Origin of the sequence: Neisseria sp. P0009.S008, from assembly GCF_051958615.1 — a bacterium.
In the GTDB taxonomy this organism is placed as follows: Bacteria; Pseudomonadota; Gammaproteobacteria; order Burkholderiales; family Neisseriaceae; genus Neisseria; species Neisseria subflava.
Window position 1 is genome coordinate 25957 of the sequence record NZ_JBQCVG010000001.1, and the last position, 18422, is coordinate 44378.

The window sequence follows — 18422 nt, forward strand, 5'->3', positions numbered from 1 at the left end:
TTTCAACAATCGGTAAAAGGCCGTCTGAAACCTGAAATTGGGCTTCAGACGGCCTTTTGTTTTGTTGTTAATGAATTCGGATAAAAGCTGAAAATATGGCTTTTAAAGGAAGCGTTTTTTAATTTTGTCTGTATTTTCTATTGCTTCGCAGTTATGATGTAGATACGTTTGGCTGAAATAATGCCGCATGCAATCATAAAAATAGAAAGCAGAGGAGAATAATGAAACGAGATTTTGAAGCAGTAAAACGCATTGTCATTAAGATTGGAACCAGTTCTTTGGTGTTGCCAAACGGCAAAATCAATTTGGCAAAAATCGACCAACTGGCCTTTGTCATTTCCAGCTTGGTCAGTAAGGGCAAAGAAATTGTGCTGGTGTCTTCCGGTGCAATGGGTTTTGGGCTGAATGTCCTCAACATGGAAAAACGTCCGGCGGAAATGGCGCAGCAGCAGGCTGTTTCCAGCGTCGGCCAAGTGGCCATGATGAGCCTTTATTCGCAGATTTTTTCCCATTATCGGATGACGGTATCGCAAATCCTGCTGACGCGTGATGTGGTCGAATATCCGGAAAGTTTGGCAAACGTTACCAATGCTTTTGAATCCCTGCTTTCCATCGGTGTCATCCCCATTGTCAATGAGAACGATGCGGTCAGCGTGGACGAGATGGACCATGCGACCAAGTTTGGCGATAACGACCGTTTGTCGGCAGTTGTGGCGAAAATCGTTAAAGCCGATTTACTGATTATGTTGTCCGATATCGACGGTTTGTTTGATAAAAATCCGGCTATTCACGCTGATGCCAAGCTGCGCAGCCATGTGGCCGATATTACCGAAGAAATTATTGCTTCTGCCGGCGGCTCGGGCAGTAAGTTTGGTACGGGCGGCATGCTCAGTAAGATTAAGAGTGCGCAGATGATGTTTGAACATCACGGCCAGATGGTATTGATGAATAGCGTCAATCCGCGCGATATCCTTCAGGTTTTAGATGGCGCGCCTATCGGAACGTGGTTTGCACAAGAGAAATAGGGAGGTTTTATGAGCTATATCGAACAGTTGGGCAAGAATGCTCAAAAAGCCAGTAAAACGTTAATCAGCTTGGGAAGCGTAGAAAAAAACAATCTGCTGCGTCAGGTTGCGGCGGCTTTGGTTGAACAGGCTGAGATGATTTTGGCGGAAAATGCCCGCGATTTGGCCGCTGCAAAAGAAAACGGCATTTCGGACATTATGCTCGACAGGCTGCGCTTGAATCACGAACGCATCCAAGGCATTGCGGAAGGCGTTGGGCAGGTTGCCGATTTGCAGGACCCGATTGGGCAGGTTGTCCGCGGCTATACCAATCTGGACGGTTTGAAGATTGTTCAAAAACGCGTGCCTTTGGGTGTGGTCGCCATGATTTTTGAAAGCCGCCCGAATGTTTCGGTCGATGCGTTTTCTCTGGCTTTTAAAACCGGCAATGCCATTATTTTGCGCGGCAGTCGAGATGCCATCCATTCCAATACCGCATTGATTGCCGTCATCAGGCAGACTTTGGTACAAGCGGGAATGGATGCCGATGTGGTGCAGCTGGTCGAAGATACCAGTCATGCCGCCGCCGAGGAATTGATGCGGGCAGTCGATTATATTGATGTACTGATTCCGCGCGGCGGCGCGCGCTTGATTCAGACGGTGAAAGAGAAATCGAAAGTTCCCGTCATTGAAACCGGAGTCGGTAATTGCCATATTTATGTGGATGACAGTGCCGATTTGGAGATGGCGGTCGATATCGTCGTGAATGCCAAAACGCAGCGTCCGAGCGTGTGCAATGCCGCGGAGTCTTTGGTTGTCCACGAAAAGATAGCGGAAGCGTTTTTGCCCAAACTGGAAGAAGCCGTTGCCAAAGTGCATCCGGTCGAATTTAGAGCCGATCAGGAAGCATTGCGTATGTTTAAAAATGCTGTTTTGGCAACCGAGGAAGATTACAGTACCGAGTTTCTTGACTATATTATGTCGGTCAAAATAGTGAAAACAGTGGAAGAAGCCGTCGATTGGATTAACGGCCACACGACACATCACTCGGAAGCGATTGTGACCCAAAGCATTGCTCATGCCGAGCTTTTCCAAGAAAGCATTGATGCGGCGGCGGTTTATGTCAATGCGTCCACTCGATTCACCGACGGCTTTGTTTTCGGATTGGGCGCGGAAATCGGTATTTCCACCCAAAAAATGCACGCCCGCGGCCCGATGGGTTTGGAAGCGCTGACTTCGACTAAATTCTATATCAACGGCAACGGTCAGATCCGACTTTGAGAAACGCCCCCTCAACTCCATCAATTTGCGTATAATGGCGGGAAATTTGATTTTCCCCGAACAACCGATTTAGTAAAAGGAACACAAATGTCCTCTATCCACGATCAAATCAAAGAAGTCGTAACCACCCACCGCGTCGTATTGTTCATGAAAGGTACGAAGCAGTTCCCACAATGCGGTTTCTCTTCCCGCGCCGTACAAATTCTGAATGCGGCAGGTTGCACAGACTATGTGACTGTCAACGTATTGGAAAACGATGCCGTACGCCAAGGCATTAAAGAATACAGCGACTGGCCGACCATTCCTCAACTGTACGTTAACGGCGAATTTGTCGGCGGTTCTGACATTTTGATGGAAATGTACGAGGCCGGCGAACTGCAAGAATTGCTGAAAGCTTAATCATCTACAATATTCCGTAATGTAAAATTGTTGACAAAGGCCGTCTGAAACCCTGATTCAGACGGCCTTTCGCACGAAACATACCCTTTCCGCCATTCGTGAAAAAAAGTATAATTCATTCCGTCAACGAAACTCGGAAATACAGAAAATGAACGTTACCGTCATCAATCATCCCCTCGTCCGCCACAAATTGACTTTGATGCGCGAGGCAGAATGCAGCACCTACAAATTCCGTACGCTCACTACCGAGCTGGCACGCCTGATGGCATACGAAGCCAGCCGCGACTTTGAAACCGAAAAATACATCATCGACGGTTGGTGTGGCTCTATCGAAGGCGACCGTATCAAAGGCAAAACCTTGACCGTTGTCCCTATTTTGCGTGCCGGTTTGGGTATGCTCGACGGCGTACTCGACCTGATTCCTACCGCTAAAATCAGCGTTGTCGGCTTGCAGCGCGATGAAGAAACGCTGAAACCAGTTTCTTACTTTGAGAAATTCGTTGACAGCATGGCCGAGCGTCCAGCCCTGATTATCGATCCGATGTTGGCGACCGGCGGCTCTATGGTTGCGACCATCGACTTGCTGAAAGCCAAAGGTTGCAGCAATATCAAAGCATTGGTATTGGTTGCCGCTCCGGAAGGCGTGAAAGCCGTCAATGACGCGCATCCTGATGTAACCATCTACACTGCCGCGCTCGACAGCCACTTGAACGAACACGGCTACATCATCCCAGGCTTGGGTGATGCCGGCGATAAGATTTTCGGTACACGTTAATTGAAATGTTTAAGGCCGTCTGAAAAGTGTCAAACATCAACTTTCAGACGGCCTTGTTATATGGTTTACTTTAAAACCCACATCAGAAAGGACAATCATGAGCTTCCAAGATAATCTGGCCACCATGCCTGCCATCGACCATTTGAGCGGCTTGGATATTCTCGATAAAGAGGGCAATGTGGTTCATCACATTCCCAATGCGCCCGGCAAACAAGGCTCGCTCAAGCTTTACCATGCTCTAGCGCAAGAATTTGACGGCAAGCTGGACGTAGCGGCGGCAGAACGCGGCCTGGCATGGTTTGCCGAACATGTTGCCGATGCCGAAGCCAATCCGGGCAAACATCCGAATATTGATTTGCTGTTTAAAGTGAAAGCTGAAAATATCAGCCTGACTTTGAAACCATTGGTTGCTTAATGAATACAAAAAAAGGCCGTCTGAAAATAATTTCAGACGGCCTTTTTATCTGCTTAAAGCCTTAAGCGATAGAAGCTTCAACGAATGCAGTCAGTTGACCTTTAGCCAATGCGCCGACTTTAGTAGCAACGTTTTCGCCGTTTTTGAACACCATCAGGGTAGGGATGCCGCGAACGCCGAATTTGGCAGGAGTGGCTTCATTTTCGTCGATGTTGATTTTAACGACTTTCAGACGGCCTTGGAATTCGGCGGCGATGTCGTCCAAGATTGGGGCAATCATTCTGCAAGGGCCGCACCATGGTGCCCAAAAGTCCAGCAGTACAGGTACATCGGATTTCAAAACGTCTTGTTCGAAGCTGGCATCGCTGGCGTGGATAATCAATTCGCTGCTCATGTTATTTCCTTTCAAATCGGGATTAATAAAGATGTTGTTCAGAATAGTGGCAGACAGGGGAAATTTCAAGTGCCGCCACCCGGCAATAGTTTTTTTGAAATGCGTCTATCGTAATCCTTAAAGATTCAGACGGCCTCTTGAACCATGTGGCCGGAGTGGGCAATCAAATGGCACGTATAGTCGCTGCTTGGATTGGCAAACACATTTTCGCATTCGCCTTCTTCAACAATTTTGCCGTCTTTCAACACCATCACGCGGTGGGAAATAGCGCGGATCACGGCGAGGTCGTGGCTGATGATGATGAAGGCGAGGCCGTATTCTTTTTGCAGGCCGCTGAGCAATTCAAGGATTTGTTGTTGCCATTGGACATCAAGCGCGCTGGTTGGTTCGTCCAATACGAGGATTTTCGGGCGGACAATGATGGCGCGGGCGATGGCGAGGCGTTGGCGTTGACCGCCGGAGAAGGCGTGCGGATAGCGTTCGAGTGCATCTTCGGGCAGGCCGACTTGTTTGAGGACTTCTTCGACGCGGCGGCGCATTTCTTCGCGCGGCATACTAGGCTCGTGAACGCGCAAGGCTTCGGAAACGGTATCGAAGACGTTCATGCGCGGATTGAATGCGCCGAACGGGTCTTGGAACACCATTTGGATTTCTCGGCGCAATTCGTGTCGCCATGGCTCGCCGTTGATGTCCAGGCTGCCTTCGGAATCGATAAGGTGCATGACGGCTTTCGCCAGCGTGGTTTTGCCGCAACCACTTTCGCCGATGATGCCTAAGGTTTCGCCAGATTTGAGATCGAAAGAAATGGGGTCGAGAATGGTTTTATCGCGTTTCTTAAACCAGCCGTCTGATTCTTTGATGGAGAAGGCGATTTGTTCGGCCTTAAGGACGGTGGCAGGGTTTTCAGGCAAAGGAGCCACGCGTCGCGTTGTGCCGGCGTTGAGCAGCATTTTGGTGTATTCGTGCTGCGGATTGGCGAAGACTTCGGCTGCTTTGCCGGTTTCGAGGATACGGCCGTTACGCATAACGGCGACATCGTCGGCAAAACGGCGCACAAGGTTTAAGTCGTGCGTAATGTAGAGCATGGTCATGCCGTGTTCTTCCTGCAGGCGTGAGAGCAGGTCGAGGATTTGGGCTTGGACGGCAACGTCCAAAGCGGTGGTCGGTTCATCGGCAATCAGGAGCTTGGGCTGGGCTGATACAGCCATGGCAATCATGGCGCGTTGGCGTTGGCCACCGGAAAGTTGGAAAGGGTAGGCCTGGGCTTTTTGCTCGGGCTGGTGGATGCCGGTTTCGTCCAGGAGTTCGATAGCGCGCGCCCATGCCTGTTTTTTATCCAAACCCAAATGCAGGGACAGGACTTCGGCGATTTGTTCGCCGACACGCATGACGGGGTTGAGGGAGGTCATGGGTTCTTGAAACACCATGCTGATTTCGCGGCCGCGCAGTTTTTGCAGGGCGCGTTCGGGCTGGGTCAGCAGATCGGTTCCGCAATATTTCAGACTGCCTTCAAAGGTAACCATCGGATTCAGGCGCATAATGCCTTGCGACAATACGGTTTTGCCGCTGCCACTCTCGCCGACCAATGCCAGTTTGCGGCCGGGTTGCAAGGTCAGGTTGATATCGTGCAGGACTTGCTTGCTCGGAAAGGAGCCGTTTAGGTTTTCGATTTCGAGTATAGGTGTCGTCATGGTCGTGGCCGTCTGAAAAGTTTGTTGATGACAGGTTTTCAGACGGCCTGCATGAATCAAGGGGCCGTCCGAAACAGAGGTTTAGTCTTGAAACTGTTCTTTGAGTTTGCGTTTTAACACTTTGCCGGTGGCATTGCGCGGCAGCTCGTCTTGGAAGATGACTTGTTTGGGGATTTTAAAGTTTGCCAACAGGCCGCGCAGGTGGCTGCGGACTTCGGCTTCTTCCAGTTTCATGCCTTCTTTGAGTTGGATAAAGGCAATGATTTCTTCATCGGCGTATTGGTCTTTCACGCCGATTACGGCGGCGGCTTCCACGGCATCGAGTTTGTAAATGGCTTCTTCGATTTCGCGCGGATAGACGTTTTGGCCTTTGGAGATAATCAGGTCTTTTTTACGGTCGACGATGAAGATAAAGCCGTCTTCGTCTATGGTAACGAAGTCGCCGGTTTTCAGCCAACCGTTGACAATGGTTTCATCTGTGGCGTCAGGCATGTTGAGGTAGCCTTGCATTACCGAGCCGCCTTTGATGATGAGTTCCCCCACTTCGCCGCGCGGCACTTCGATCAATTCGTCATCGACGGCTTTTACGGTCAGGCCGGGCAGGGCGACACCGACGCTGGCGGTTTTTTGGCGTTCGGGCGTATTGACGGCCACAACGGGCGAGCATTCGCTCAAGCCGTAGCCTTCCAGCAGTTTGGCGCGCGGGAATTTGGCTTTAAAGTCGTCAATGGTTTGTCCGGCCAGAGGCGCGCCACCGCTGATAAACAGACGAACGCGGTTGAACCATCTGAAATACCAAGGGATTTTGGCTTTGCTCATGGCAGTGTAAATAGCCGGTACGCCGAGGAAAATAGTAGCGCGTTTGAGTAAAACCTGTTTCAACACGTTGGAGAATGGGAAGACGGATTTGACCAAAATAATCGAGCAGGCTTGATATATCGGCAGCAAAACCATGGCAGTCAGCGTAAAGCTGTGGAACATGGGCAAGAAGACGACGAAGCGGTCTTTTTGCGAAATTTGGAAAATTTGTTCGATGCCCGAAAGGTTGGAAAACAGATTGCTATAACTGATTAATGCGCCTTTGGGGTGGCCGGTTGTGCCGGAGGTGTAGATAATGTGCGCCAAATCGTTGGCTGACGGCTGACGGCTCAGATTCGGCTTGCCGGGGAATGTACGCGCGGCATCGAAATAGCTGTCATCGCCACTGGCGGCGTTGGTTTCACCAATCCAGATGATTTTATTGATTTTGGTTTTGGCTTTGATGTTTTTGAGTTCTTTGGCCAACGGCGCGGAGGCGAACATAAAGCGTGCGCCGCAGTCATTAAGGATGTAGGAAAATTCTTCGCTTTTCAAAAAGACGTTGAGTGGGACGGCTACCGCGCCGATGGAAGTAATGGCGAAATAGGCGGCAATAAATTCGGGAGAGTTGGAAACGACAAGGGCGACTCTGTCGCCATATTGTACGCCTTGGTGTTGCAGATAGGCGGCGACGGTTTCTACTTTGCGTTTGAGGGAGGAATAGCTGATTTTTTCTTTGTCGTTGAAAATGACTGTGCCTTTACCGTTTTTTTGGCAGGCTGCAGTCAGCATAGCGTAAAAATTAGGGTGGGTGTGCATTTCGGAGTTTGTGTCCATATTGTGTCGATTGATGTACGCTTTCGATGAACCGTTTATTTCGAAGGATAGGTTTTACATCCTATCGGTAAAATAAGCAAGAGGCCGTCTGAAAATACTTTCAGACGGCCTTGAGCTTTGCTGGGCTTAGGAAAGCAATATTTTGAATTTAAACTTATTTATTGTGCTAATGGGAAAATTTCCATTCTTCAAAAGTCTGGCCGTTCGGAAGATAGCGCAAGCCGATTGCGTTTCTGTCTCAGGTCATTTCGAGTTTACTGCTGAATTTGAGGCAGAACCCGGATGACAGGTAGGCAGAGCCGATGTTAGAGACTTTGAGACCTAGCCATTGTTCAGACGGCCATCGGGTACTTTGTTAAACAGGCGATAGAAATTGTCGCTGGTGTTTTGTGCCAATGTTTCCAAGCTCTCGCCGCGCAGATTGGCTAAGAACTCGGCCGTATAGCGGACGTAGGATGGCTCGTTTTGTTTGCCGCGTTTGGGAACCGGCGCGAGGAAAGGCGCATCGGTTTCTACCAAGATTCTATCAGCAGGGACGTATTTGGCGGCTTCCTGTATCAGCGGCGCGTTTTTAAACGTCACAATGCCGGAGAAGGAGATATACATGCCCAAATCCAAAGCGGCTTTGGCAAAGGCGACGTCTTCAGAGAAGCAGTGAATCACGCCAGAGTTGGTGTGGCATTCTTTTAAAATCCGCAACGTGTCTTCGGCCGCATCGCGCGTGTGGACGATAACGGGCAGGCCGCTTTCGTTAGCGGCTTGGATATGGTCGGCAAAGCGTTGATGTTGCCATGACAAATCGCCTTTGCACCAGTAATAGTCCAAACCGGTTTCGCCGATACCGACGATTTTGGGGTGTTTGGCCGCTTCTACCATTTCGGCAATGGTAAATTCTTCCGCTTCTTGGCTGTCGGGATGTATGCCGATGGTGCAGTAAATATGGTCGTTTGCCTGAGCAATGTCGAATACTTCGGCAAAGCTTTGTTTACTGACGCTGATGGCAAGCGCCTGCTTGACGCTTTGCGCTTCCATATTGGCAAAGACTTCGGGCAGGCGGTCTTTTAAGCCGTCAAAGTTGAGATGGCAATGTGAATCGATTAAATACATGGTATTACAGGGTAAAAGTAGTACGGTCGCTGCGCAGGCGCGGGCCAAGCTCGGCTTCAATCAGATTTTTGGCCTGCAGGCAGCTTTCGTGTTCGGAGAATGCAAGGCCTACGCCTTTGGGACGGTGGGCTGAAGTGCGCGCCGGATTGATCCAAACGACTTTGGTTGGTAGGAAGCGTTTGGGATAGTCGGCGATTTCTACGGCCAAGAGGATGTCTTCTCCTAGGGAGAATACGTCATCGGTCGGTACGAACAGGCCGCCGTGTTCTAAAAACGGCATATAGCAGTTGTACAACAGATTGGGGTCTTTGAGTTGCAAAGCCAACATCTTCGCCGGAATGTCTTTTTTATTCATCATTTATTACCTGTTAGGGTTTGTTTTGCCAAAAATCTAAATATTCGATAAGCAGATACTCAAGCTGCATTTTAACACTCAAGGTATGGTATCCGTAAGGGTTGAGCGCGTTCAGACGGCCCAATAGGGCAAACAGCTTGCGTGAATCAGTTTTAGAGGCCGTCTGAAGCAGGGCTTGGGCATGGTGCGGATAATAAAGCGGCGCCATGTTTTGTTGTGCCAAGCCGACATCCATCAGCCACTTTTGCAGCCAGTCGATGAAAACGGCCAGCGGTTGCTTTTGTTTGTCGAACGCGGCGGCGTAGTCGAGTATGGCCAACAGGCGCGGGGCAGTCAGCAGTGTCAGCAACTCTTCGCGTAATGCGTCCAATTCGGGAGTCGGCGTGAATAAAGGCGCGCCGCTGTGAAATGCCAACAAGGCTTCTGCATTTTCCACGCCCTGTTGGCGCAGATATGTCGCAGCCTGCTCATGGGTAGGCGAGGGCAGCACCATCTGGCGGCAACGGCTTTTGATGGTGGGCAGGAGTTTGTCGCGCGCATGGGTAACGAGCAGGAAAACGACGTGTTGCGGCGGCTCTTCCAAAGCTTTCAACAAACCGTTTGCCGCCTGTGTATTCATGCTTTCAGCCGGATGCACCAATACCACGCGCAGGCCGCCGCGGACGGCGGTCAGGTAAATGTTTTCCACAATATCGCGCACGGCATCGATTTTGATTTGCAGGAGTTTGCGTCCTGTTGCCTCGCCTTCGGGAATTTCCGGCGTGAGTTCGTAAAAGTCGGGATGCGTATTTTGGCTGAACAAATGGCACGAAGCACACTCGCCGCAGGGTTCATGACCGGACTTGGGCGATTCGCACAGCAATGCCTGCGCGACAAAGCGGGCAAACTCGGTTTTACCGGTATTTTCTTTGCCGGTAAACAGCCAGGCGTTAGGACGGTTTTGCCAATGGGCGGCGAGCTGTTGCCATTGGGTTTCATGCCATGGATAAATCATATCGTTTGGGAACTATAAGGTAGGTGGTTATTATACTCTCAGGCCGTCTGAAAAAGGTTTCAGACGGCCTTTAATAAACTGCCTAAAAATTAATTAAATATATTTTTACTTTGAAATATCAACTATTAAGCTGACTTATTCACAGCCTTTGCACACGCTTGTTTGGGGAAAATGTGCATTTTGTTTGGCGGTAAAGTGGTGCTCAAAATTTAGGTAGTTGTGTTTTTTAATTTTAAATCAGACAGTAATCTGATTTATGCACAAGCTGTCCACGCGATTGAACAGTGAAAATGTGCATGGTGGGGATACATTTCAGACGGCCTTATTTGCTGATTTTCAACAAAGCGGTCAAATCCCCGATAAATTTTGGTTCCCGTTTGATGAGGTAAACAATCAACGGAAGATTACCCACGGCAACAATCAAATACAGCAGCGTAATACTGTCGAACAACATCAGCAAAACCGCGCTCAAAATAGCGGCCGATACCATAAACACGCCGTTGATGATGTTGTTGGCGGCGACGGCGTGGGCGCGGAAGGTTTCGCTGCTGGCGGTTTGCAGCCAAGTGTAGAGCGGTACGGAGAAGAAGCCGCCGAAAAAGCCGATAGCCGACATCACCAGCATAATTGGATACGCTTGGACTTGTGATAAAAACCAAATAATGCCGTTTAATTCGGTAAAGCGTTGGCCGTGGGTCAGCCACACCAGCAATAATCCACAGACGGTCAGACCCAGAGTGCCGATGGTAACCAAGCCCAAAATCAGGCACTCATGGCTGAGTTTGGCGCATAACACCGAGCCGATGGCAATGCCGATGGAGAACAGCGCCAACATCAGGTTGAACACATTATCGTTGCCGCCCAAATGGATTTGTGTGAACGTCGGCAGTTGGGTGGTATAAACCGAGCCGATAAACCAAAACCATGAAATACCGATAATGGAAGTAAATACGGGACGGTCGGCCGCCGCTTCACGAATCAGTGAATTCGTGCCTTTGATGATGTTCCATTCGATTTTTGTATCCGGCATTTTAGCGGGGACAGACGGCATAAACAGGCTGGTCATCGTGCCGCCGACGGCGACCAATAACACCAAACCGCCAACAATATACGGCGGAACGCCTGCGACTGCCGTGCCCAAAAGTTGGCCAAGCAAAATGGCGATAAACGTACCCGATTCAATCAGGCTGTTGCCCATAATCAGTTCTTTGTCGTTGAGGTAATCGGGCAAAATCGCGTATTTCAGCGGGCCGAACAAGGTTGATTGTGTGCCCATGCAAAACAGGCAGATTAAAAGTAAAGGAGCGGATTGGATGTAGAAGCCATATGCCGCCACTGCCATGATGATGATTTCCAACAGCTTGATCCAACGTGCTAAAACTGCTTTATCGAATTTGTTGCTCAGCTGCCCAGAGAGCGCGGAAAACAGGAAGTAGGGCAGGATAAACAGCATTGCGCCCAAGTTCAGCATTTGGCTGGGCGGCAGCAAGTCGTTTTTGCCTAAACCGTAAAAACTGATCATCACGAATAATGCGGTTTTGAACATATTATCGTTAAACGCGCCCAAAAACTGCGTCCCAAAGAGCGGCGCAAAACGGCAGGTCGTGTGGAAATTCAGATTGTCTTTTTTAAGGCTCATTGTTTGGATTCTTTATCTTCGTCTTTTTCGATCAGTTTTTCAGTGGAGTCGTCGTCCATCAAAATGCGGTGCGCAGGGCCTTCAAGGTCGTCGAACTGTCCGTTTTTACCCGACCACCAGAAAAACCAGCCGATGATAAAGGCCAAAATAATGCTGATGGGGACAAGGATAAACATACTTTCCATTACATCGCTCCGGTCAAATCGGTCAGGATAAAGGTTTTACCGCTGATGGTCAGATACTCGTTGCGCAACGCGCCGATATTTTTATCGTCAAAAAACAATTCGATACGGTCTTTAACCACGCGCCAGTATTGCGGGATATCGGTTTGCTCGAAAGGCGACAATACCGCTGCTTCGGCTGCATCTTCGCTTTGCAGCTTGATTGCAAAGCGTCCGCTTTGCGGCGGATTTTGTGATTCATCGTCTGCCAACATAATAAAAAATCCGGCGTGTTCGCCGTCTTGAGTGTGGATACTGAAATAATGCATATCGGGAAATCTTCAAAACCGCCGTCATTTTTTCAGACGGCCTAAAATAAAATTCCGTCCATTTTACATCAAATATTAAGTCAAGCAGCCGATTACATTTTTTGTTAGAATTAGAATACGACGTTTACTTTGTTAATCTGTTCAGACCGCTACCCACTACGTCCCACAAGGGGTGCAACATAGCCGGAGCAGCAGTAAGGTTCCGACAAAAATGCCGTCTGAAACCTCAAGGAGCATAAAATGACACAAAAATTAATCTTGGTTTTGAACTGCGGCAGCTCTTCCCTCAAAGGTGCCGTATTGGATAACGACAGCGGCGAAGTATTGCTGAGCTGCCTTGCCGAAAAACTCAATCTGCCCGATGCCTACATCACCTTCAAATTCAACGGCGAAAAACACAAAGTCGACCTGTCTGCCAAGCCCGACCACACCGGTGCAGTTGAAGCCCTGATGGAAGAACTCAAAGCCCACGGCCTCGACACCCGTATCGGCGCGATCGGCCACCGCGTGGTAAGCGGCGGCGAATTGTACAGTGAATCCATTTTGGTTACCGACGATGTTATCGCTGGTATCGAAAAATGTATTCCACTTGCTCCTTTACACAACCCGGCCCACCTTTTGGGCCTGCGCGCTGCACAAAGCATCTTCAAAGGCCTGCCGAACGTTGTCGTATTCGACACCGCATTCCATCAAACCATGCCTGAACACGCTTACAAATATGCTGTTCCACATGAATTGTATGAAAAATACGGCTTGCGCCGCTACGGTGCGCACGGTACCAGCTACCGCTTCGTTTCTGACGAAACTGCACGCTTCCTCGGCAAAGACAAAAAAGACCTGCGCATGGTGATTGCCCACTTGGGTAACGGCGCATCTATTACCGCCGTCGCCAATGGCGAATCACGCGATACCAGCATGGGCCTGACTCCGCTGGAAGGTTTGGTAATGGGTACCCGCAGCGGCGACATCGATCCCGCAGTGTTCAGCTTCTTAGCTGAAAACGCAAACATGACCATTTCCCAAATTACCGAAATGCTGAACAAAAAATCCGGCCTGCTCGGTATTTCAGGTTTGTCCAATGACTGCCGTACCATCGAAGAAGAAGCTGCCAACGGCCACGCAGGTGCCAAACTGGCTTTGGAAATCTTCATCTACCGCTTGGCTAAATACATCGGCAGCATGGCAGTAGCAGCCGGCGGTTTAGACGCCTTGGTATTTACCGGCGGCATCGGCGAAAACTCCGACATCATCCGCGAACGCGTATTGGGTTACTTGGGCTTCCTCGGTTTGCACATCGACCAAGAAGCCAACCTGAAAGCCCGCTTCGGTAACGCCGGTGTAATTACCACTGCCGACAGCAAAGCTGTTGCCGTTGTGATTCCTACCAACGAAGAATTGATGATTGCACACGATACAGCCCGTCTGAGCGGCCTGTAATCCGTCATTATTGAAAACCTGCCCGAAAGGGCAGGTTTTTTGTTGTGTATAGATAAAGAGAATTTTGAGAATATACTGAAAAAAGCCGGTAAACATTGTGTTTACCGGCTTTTTAATCAGTGCAATATTAAGAATGCTGACGGATAGGTTTAGAACTTATAACTGATGGTAAACAGCAAAGTCCTGCCTCGTGCGTAGTTGTTCAAGACGGAGCGTGTCGTACCGCCATATTTGCCATTGCATAAACCGCTGGCATCGCATTCGACTTCTTCGTCATCAAAACCGCCTTTTCTTTCAAATACGCTGAAATAGCGCTGGGTTGCGGCATCGTTTGCGGCATCCAAAGGATCGATATAGCGCTTATTGAACGCATTTTGAATGTCGAAACGAAGGATAAGGTTTTTCTTCGGTTCGTAATTGGCATAGAAATCAAAAATCAGCGGCTGTCTGTTGATGCTTTCTGTTTTTTTGATCACCCTTCCGCCCGTTTTCCATGAAGAGTAGGTATTGTCACCGGTTGTACCGTCAACAAATTCCTCCTCAGTAGTCGCCCGTGTACTTTTGCCGTAATAGCGCATAATACCACCGACGGTCAATTTGTTGCCCAACCATCGGGACCCTAATTCAAACCGACCGTAATCTCGGGGTAGGCGTGAAATTTTGCTTAAGCCGTAGCCCTGTTTGATTTGGTCTTCTTTAGAAGAGTTGCGGGGCGATTCGCTGGCATCGCTATAATTGGTCGGTTGGTTGGTTTTTTGATATGCGTAAGACAGGGTTGTAAAAAAGCGGCCGAAATCATAGTTCATTTCCACTTCCAAACCATTTTTATGGACAGGTTTGGCATAGTTTCGATGCTGGATAGAGTATTTCAGGCCGGTACTGGTTACCCAGCTGGGTGCTTTATCCAAATCCCACCATTTGCCATAAACATTGTGGATATAGTTGTTTATCCTGCTGCGATAGGCGACCAGTTTGAAACCTAATACATCGTCCGGCTTGAAAATCCCTTTTTTGAAGGTATTGAAGCCTATTTGGTAAGTATTGGCCTGTTCCGGCTTAAGGGCGGTATTGACGCCCGAGTCGCCGATTTGTGAAAAATACATTTCTTGAATATTCGGCATTCTATGCGTACGCGAATAGCTGATAAACGGCATAAAGTAGTCATTGACATTGATGTTTAATGCCACCGAATGGTTTACCGCATGCTTTTTACCGGATTTGGTATAAACCGGTTCGTAAAGGTCGCAGCTTGGCGTGCAATGCTGTTTATAAATTTCAGAATCTTCTCCAAATGCTTTTTTAAAGTCTTCTTGGGTATTGAAGTAGTCGGTATATTCGCCTTTGTAGCGGTAGTTGACCATATTGGCGCTGTAATTCAATTGATAAATGCCTTTTTTCAAGGAAGTATCAAAATAGAACGTATTGAATTTTTGCTGGCCTGAAGGTTGCAATATGGTTGATTTCTGAGGAAATATTCCTTTGTCACCTTTGAAGCGGCCTAAAAAGCTGTACAGGCCGGCATCTTGATCCGGGCCGTTGTAAAACAGGCTCAGCTCTTCCGGAAAGCGGTTTTTACTGTATTGGTTTTTAAAGAAATTGAAACCGACGGTGGCTTTTAAATCTGTTTTTTGGGGAAGTTTGAAAGAAAAGCTGTTGTTGATATCCAAAAGATTGGCTGTGTTTTTGGTTTCCAAATAATCAAGCAGCCCCCATCCCGAAAAACGTGAGTTTTTCGGATATTTTTGTTTTCCCAGATTATGGGCGGCCAATACGTTTAAATCGACATAATCGCCAATGTTTAAATTGTAATTGGCTTGGTAGTTGCGGTTTTCTACTTTGCGGCTGCCGATGCGGTTGTTCATGGTACGAAGCTGAAGATCCAGCTTGTTGTTGTCATTTTCGTATTCCACTTTGACCAAATGGCTGTTTGAGCGTTGTTGCAGGCTGGTAGGATCGATTGGAGTCAGATCCCATTGCGGTGCCAAATTCTCTTTCCAGCCTCTTTCCAAATCATCGACATATTCTCTTTGCAAAACTTCAGGATCGTTATATTTTTTGGAGAAAGGGTAGTCCCAATAGCTTTTACCGGCTGCGTTGCGCTTGGAAAAGTCGCGAACCCAACGATTTTGCCCTTGGTCGAATTTTAATAAGTTGCTTTCAAAATATTCTTGTTTTTTATGGTCCAGATATTCCTCGCCAAAATTGCCGATACGCTGACCGCCGCCGCCTACTTTATAGTTTTGCTCGACATTACGGTGGCTGTAGCCATATAACGCGCCAAGGCGCGCACCGCTGTCAAACCATTTTTGTGCTGCTCCGGTTGCCATAAAGTTGCTTTTGGTGCTGTTTGTGCCGGTCAATCCTTTGGTCAAGAGGCCGAAGGTATTGTTTCCGTGTACCACATCGTCTACCCGTAAAGTACGGAAATTGGCTGTACCGGATAAGGCATTGATGCCGTTGGCACCCGTGAAACTGCCTTTGGTTACATCCACACCGGCAATAAAATTGGGATCCAGTGCCGTACCAAATTGTGAGGAGCTGCCGCTGCGTCCGGCATCGGCAGAAGTGGAATAGAAGGTTTGGGTGACGCCGTCAACCATCGTATTGACGCGTCCCAAACCGCTATCACCACGGATATTGACCGCCAATACCCCCGATCCCTTGTCTTGTTGGGTAAAAACGCCGGGCATACTCCGAACGATGGTGTCGATGTTTTCGCTGGATTGATAAACGCGTTCACGCGAACTTTTGGCTTGGCCTTCGGTAAAAACTTTTTTCTCTTTGGCAATGTGTCTGCCTTTGACTTGAATTTCATCAAGCTCTTGAGTGGAAACCTCGTCTTCTGCGTGTGCGATACTTGTTATAGCAAGTAAAGATAATGTCAGTAGATTTAATTTGAAATTCGGATTCATGATAGTTACCTCAAAAACGAAGTCGCTACTTTATAACATATTATTAAACTTTACAAATATTTTAATAATGGTTTTTATTCATTAAAAAATAAAGCAGATTCTTATTTCAGGAGATAATCCCCCCGTATATGATTAATCAGGCTGAAAAGATAAAGCAGGTCTGAATTTGAATTTGGTTGATCGAGAAGAAGGGAGATTTAATTGAATTTAAACAGCCGGAAGAAGAAAATTTGATTGCGATATGTGAATTGAGCCGTCGGTTTCAAATGAAACCGGTAAAAAAACATGAAATGCAAAATATAAAGTCGATATAGAAAGATTTGAAGTCAGTTGAAGAAAAGGCCGTCTGAAAATGATATTTCAGACGGCCTTTATTGTTTTAAGCCTTATTCCGGACCGCGGAATGTGTCGTGGCAGGATTTGCAGGTTGCACCGGTTTCGCCGTAAGCGGCTTTGATTTCTTCGAGCTTGCCGGTTTGAGCGGCGGCGTTGAGTTTTTCAACTGCTGCGACGAATTTTTCTTCTTCGGCTTTGAATTTTGCTGTGTCTGTCCAAATGGCAGACAGGGCGCGGCCGTTGCCTTGAGGATCGGATTCAAACAGGGTGAACGGTTTTTTGCTGTTTTCGGCAAAAGTGGCTGCAGCTTGTTTGAATTTCTCAACGTCGTAAGGCTCTTCGTCTTTGACCATTTTTCCCATGCGGGTAAACTCAGGCATCATGGATTTGAACGCGGCCGTACGGTCTTCGGAAATAGGGCCTTTAGGCTGGGAGGGCGCGCTGCTGCCGCCGCAGGCGGAAAGCGTAAGCGCTACTGCTGCCAGGGCAACTGGGATAAAACGGGTTTTCATATGGAGTGTGTCCTATTGTGATGATATGATTATCGTTAAATTTAGAATCAGCCGGCCAAACGCTTAGGCCGTCTGATAAGGCGTTATCATACCTTAAACCCAAGTCTGAAACGAGTATAGAAAGGAAACGATATGGCAATTTTGATTACCGGGGCATCGGCAGGATTCGGCGCGGCGATGTGTCGCACTTTTGTTGCGGCAGGCTATCATGTCATCGGAGCGGCAAGGCGTGAAGACAAATTGCAGCAATTGGCAGAAGAATTGGGCGAGCAGTTTTACCCGTTGGAAATGGATGTTTCGCGCACGGAGTCGATTCAAAACGCTTTGAACAGCCTGCCCGAGCATTTAGCTGAAATCGATTGCCTGATCAACAACGCCGGTTTGGCTTTAGGTCTGGATTCCGCTGATAAAGCCGATTTTGGCGATTGGGAAACCATGATTCAAACCAATATCATCGGCCTGACTTTTCTGACCCGCCAGATTTTGCCGCAAATGGTAGCGCGCAAACAAGGCTACATCATCAATTTGGGTTCGATTGCCGGCAGTTATGCTTATTCAGGCAGTAATGTCTATGGTGCAACTAAGGCTTTTGTGCGCCAATTCAGTATGAACCTGCGCGCCGAATTGGCAGATAAAAACATCCGCATTACCAATATCGAACCGGGCTTATGCGGCGATACCGAGTTTTCCAACGTCCGTTTCAAAGGCGACGATCAGCGTGCGGCCGAGGTTTATGAGAATGTCGAGTTTATCCAGCCGCAAGATATTGCCGATACCGCTTTATGGCTCTATCAGCGTCCGGCGCGGATGAACGTCAATTCCATCGAAATCATGCCGGTTGCCCAGACCTTTGCAGGCATGAAAGTTTACCGCGATGAGCCTGCTCCGGTGAAGGAAGAAACGTTTGAAAAACAAAGCATGTCTTTGTTTGGAAAAATTAAATCTTGGTTTAAGTAATCGGCATCAGGCCGTCTGAAGGTTTCAGACGGCCTCTTTGTTATCTGAAATTGAACAAACACGTTATAATGTAATTTTTTATTAACAAG

At 48.3% G+C, this 18422-nt stretch carries 18 protein-coding genes; 7 read left to right on the forward strand and 11 right to left on the reverse strand.

The window, feature by feature from the left end; translation table 11 throughout:
• Nucleotides 1-221: 221 nt before the first annotated feature.
• The 5 genes from proB to ACTHSQ_RS00110 all read left to right on the forward strand — a co-directional run bounded on the left by proB (nt 222) and on the right by ACTHSQ_RS00110 (nt 3874).
• Nucleotides 222-1025 (forward strand): glutamate 5-kinase, encoded by an 804-nt coding sequence (gene proB, locus ACTHSQ_RS00090; protein WP_440370875.1) that lies wholly within the window; start codon nt 222-224, stop codon nt 1023-1025.
• Between the two features lie 9 nt (nt 1026-1034).
• Nucleotides 1035-2285, forward strand: a complete 1251-nt coding sequence (locus ACTHSQ_RS00095; RefSeq protein WP_440370876.1) for a glutamate-5-semialdehyde dehydrogenase — start codon at nt 1035-1037, stop codon at nt 2283-2285.
• Between the two features lie 87 nt (nt 2286-2372).
• Nucleotides 2373-2684, forward strand: a complete 312-nt coding sequence (gene grxD / locus ACTHSQ_RS00100; RefSeq protein WP_003681608.1) for a Grx4 family monothiol glutaredoxin — start codon at nt 2373-2375, stop codon at nt 2682-2684.
• 148 nt (nt 2685-2832) lie between these two features.
• The gene (upp, locus tag ACTHSQ_RS00105) at nt 2833-3459 is read left to right on the forward strand and encodes a uracil phosphoribosyltransferase (protein WP_039864255.1); all 627 of its coding nucleotides are present in this window, start codon (nt 2833-2835) and stop codon (nt 3457-3459) included.
• A gap of 97 nt (nt 3460-3556) precedes the next feature.
• Complete coding sequence (locus ACTHSQ_RS00110; RefSeq protein WP_440370877.1) at nt 3557-3874, forward strand: DUF2322 family protein; 318 nt, start codon at nt 3557-3559, stop codon at nt 3872-3874.
• Between the two features lie 61 nt (nt 3875-3935).
• Here ACTHSQ_RS00110 and trxA read toward each other — a convergent pair whose 3' ends face one another.
• The 9 genes from trxA to ACTHSQ_RS00155 all read right to left on the reverse strand — a co-directional run bounded on the left by trxA (nt 3936) and on the right by ACTHSQ_RS00155 (nt 12179).
• Nucleotides 3936-4268, reverse strand: coding sequence for a thioredoxin TrxA (gene trxA / locus ACTHSQ_RS00115; RefSeq protein WP_440370878.1), 333 nt, complete (start codon nt 4266-4268; stop codon nt 3936-3938).
• A 125-nt stretch (nt 4269-4393) separates the two neighbouring features.
• Nucleotides 4394-5959: an ABC transporter ATP-binding protein gene (locus ACTHSQ_RS00120; RefSeq protein ID WP_440370879.1), complete on the reverse strand. Its 1566-nt coding sequence runs from the start codon at nt 5957-5959 to the stop codon at nt 4394-4396.
• A gap of 81 nt (nt 5960-6040) precedes the next feature.
• Nucleotides 6041-7594 (reverse strand): fatty acid--CoA ligase, encoded by a 1554-nt coding sequence (locus tag ACTHSQ_RS00125; protein WP_440370880.1) that lies wholly within the window; start codon nt 7592-7594, stop codon nt 6041-6043.
• Nucleotides 7595-7915: 321 nt separating this feature from the next.
• Nucleotides 7916-8701 carry a TatD family hydrolase gene (locus tag ACTHSQ_RS00130; RefSeq protein WP_003682946.1) on the reverse strand — a complete coding sequence of 262 codons (786 nt, stop codon included), beginning with the start codon at nt 8699-8701 and terminating at the stop codon, nt 7916-7918.
• Between the two features lie 4 nt (nt 8702-8705).
• Complete coding sequence (locus tag ACTHSQ_RS00135; RefSeq protein WP_003682949.1) at nt 8706-9059, reverse strand: PilZ domain-containing protein; 354 nt, start codon at nt 9057-9059, stop codon at nt 8706-8708.
• Between the two features lie 10 nt (nt 9060-9069).
• Nucleotides 9070-10050, reverse strand: coding sequence for a DNA polymerase III subunit delta' (locus ACTHSQ_RS00140; RefSeq protein ID WP_308887340.1), 981 nt, complete (start codon nt 10048-10050; stop codon nt 9070-9072).
• 322 nt (nt 10051-10372) lie between these two features.
• Nucleotides 10373-11689, reverse strand: a complete 1317-nt coding sequence (locus ACTHSQ_RS00145) for an MFS transporter (protein WP_440370881.1) — start codon at nt 11687-11689, stop codon at nt 10373-10375.
• Nucleotides 11686-11874, reverse strand: a complete 189-nt coding sequence (ccoS, locus tag ACTHSQ_RS00150; protein WP_003681462.1) for a cbb3-type cytochrome oxidase assembly protein CcoS — start codon at nt 11872-11874, stop codon at nt 11686-11688. Before ccoS ends, ACTHSQ_RS00145 begins: the two co-directional genes overlap by 4 nt.
• Complete coding sequence (locus ACTHSQ_RS00155) at nt 11874-12179, reverse strand: HLGFF motif protein (RefSeq protein WP_003681461.1); 306 nt, start codon at nt 12177-12179, stop codon at nt 11874-11876. Before ACTHSQ_RS00155 ends, ccoS begins: the two co-directional genes overlap by 1 nt.
• A gap of 240 nt (nt 12180-12419) precedes the next feature.
• Between ACTHSQ_RS00155 and ACTHSQ_RS00160 the strand changes: the two genes are divergently transcribed.
• The gene (locus ACTHSQ_RS00160) at nt 12420-13616 is read left to right on the forward strand and encodes an acetate kinase (RefSeq protein ID WP_250590183.1); all 1197 of its coding nucleotides are present in this window, start codon (nt 12420-12422) and stop codon (nt 13614-13616) included.
• 149 nt (nt 13617-13765) lie between these two features.
• On the opposite strand, the gene ACTHSQ_RS00165 is transcribed toward ACTHSQ_RS00160, so the two are convergent.
• Nucleotides 13766-16528: a TonB-dependent receptor domain-containing protein gene (locus ACTHSQ_RS00165; RefSeq protein WP_250590182.1), complete on the reverse strand. Its 2763-nt coding sequence runs from the start codon at nt 16526-16528 to the stop codon at nt 13766-13768.
• Between the two features lie 386 nt (nt 16529-16914).
• Nucleotides 16915-17376, reverse strand: a complete 462-nt coding sequence (locus tag ACTHSQ_RS00170) for a c-type cytochrome (protein WP_250590181.1) — start codon at nt 17374-17376, stop codon at nt 16915-16917.
• 132 nt (nt 17377-17508) lie between these two features.
• Between ACTHSQ_RS00170 and ACTHSQ_RS00175 the strand changes: the two genes are divergently transcribed.
• Nucleotides 17509-18333, forward strand: a complete 825-nt coding sequence (locus ACTHSQ_RS00175; protein ID WP_107857210.1) for an SDR family oxidoreductase — start codon at nt 17509-17511, stop codon at nt 18331-18333.
• The last annotated feature ends 89 nt before the right edge of the window (nt 18334-18422 follow it).

Coding starts and splice junctions, on each gene's coding strand:
- ACTHSQ_RS00170 (WP_250590181.1), bottom strand. CDS start 17,376: ATGAAAACCCGTTTTATCCCAGTTGCCCTGGCAGCAGTAGCGCTTACG.
- ACTHSQ_RS00125 (WP_440370880.1), bottom strand. CDS start 7,594: ATGGACACAAACTCCGAAATGCACACCCACCCTAATTTTTACGCTATG.
- upp (WP_039864255.1), top strand. CDS start 2,833: ATGAACGTTACCGTCATCAATCATCCCCTCGTCCGCCACAAATTGACT.
- ACTHSQ_RS00120 (WP_440370879.1), bottom strand. CDS start 5,959: ATGACGACACCTATACTCGAAATCGAAAACCTAAACGGCTCCTTTCCG.
- trxA (WP_440370878.1), bottom strand. CDS start 4,268: ATGAGCAGCGAATTGATTATCCACGCCAGCGATGCCAGCTTCGAACAA.
- ACTHSQ_RS00165 (WP_250590182.1), bottom strand. CDS start 16,528: ATGAATCCGAATTTCAAATTAAATCTACTGACATTATCTTTACTTGCT.
- ACTHSQ_RS00130 (WP_003682946.1), bottom strand. CDS start 8,701: ATGTATTTAATCGATTCACATTGCCATCTCAACTTTGACGGCTTAAAA.
- ACTHSQ_RS00155 (WP_003681461.1), bottom strand. CDS start 12,179: ATGCATTATTTCAGTATCCACACTCAAGACGGCGAACACGCCGGATTT.
- ACTHSQ_RS00140 (WP_308887340.1), bottom strand. CDS start 10,050: ATGATTTATCCATGGCATGAAACCCAATGGCAACAGCTCGCCGCCCAT.
- ccoS (WP_003681462.1), bottom strand. CDS start 11,874: ATGGAAAGTATGTTTATCCTTGTCCCCATCAGCATTATTTTGGCCTTT.
- ACTHSQ_RS00095 (WP_440370876.1), top strand. CDS start 1,035: ATGAGCTATATCGAACAGTTGGGCAAGAATGCTCAAAAAGCCAGTAAA.
- proB (WP_440370875.1), top strand. CDS start 222: ATGAAACGAGATTTTGAAGCAGTAAAACGCATTGTCATTAAGATTGGA.
- ACTHSQ_RS00175 (WP_107857210.1), top strand. CDS start 17,509: ATGGCAATTTTGATTACCGGGGCATCGGCAGGATTCGGCGCGGCGATG.
- ACTHSQ_RS00145 (WP_440370881.1), bottom strand. CDS start 11,689: ATGAGCCTTAAAAAAGACAATCTGAATTTCCACACGACCTGCCGTTTT.
- ACTHSQ_RS00160 (WP_250590183.1), top strand. CDS start 12,420: ATGACACAAAAATTAATCTTGGTTTTGAACTGCGGCAGCTCTTCCCTC.
- grxD (WP_003681608.1), top strand. CDS start 2,373: ATGTCCTCTATCCACGATCAAATCAAAGAAGTCGTAACCACCCACCGC.
- ACTHSQ_RS00110 (WP_440370877.1), top strand. CDS start 3,557: ATGAGCTTCCAAGATAATCTGGCCACCATGCCTGCCATCGACCATTTG.
- ACTHSQ_RS00135 (WP_003682949.1), bottom strand. CDS start 9,059: ATGATGAATAAAAAAGACATTCCGGCGAAGATGTTGGCTTTGCAACTC.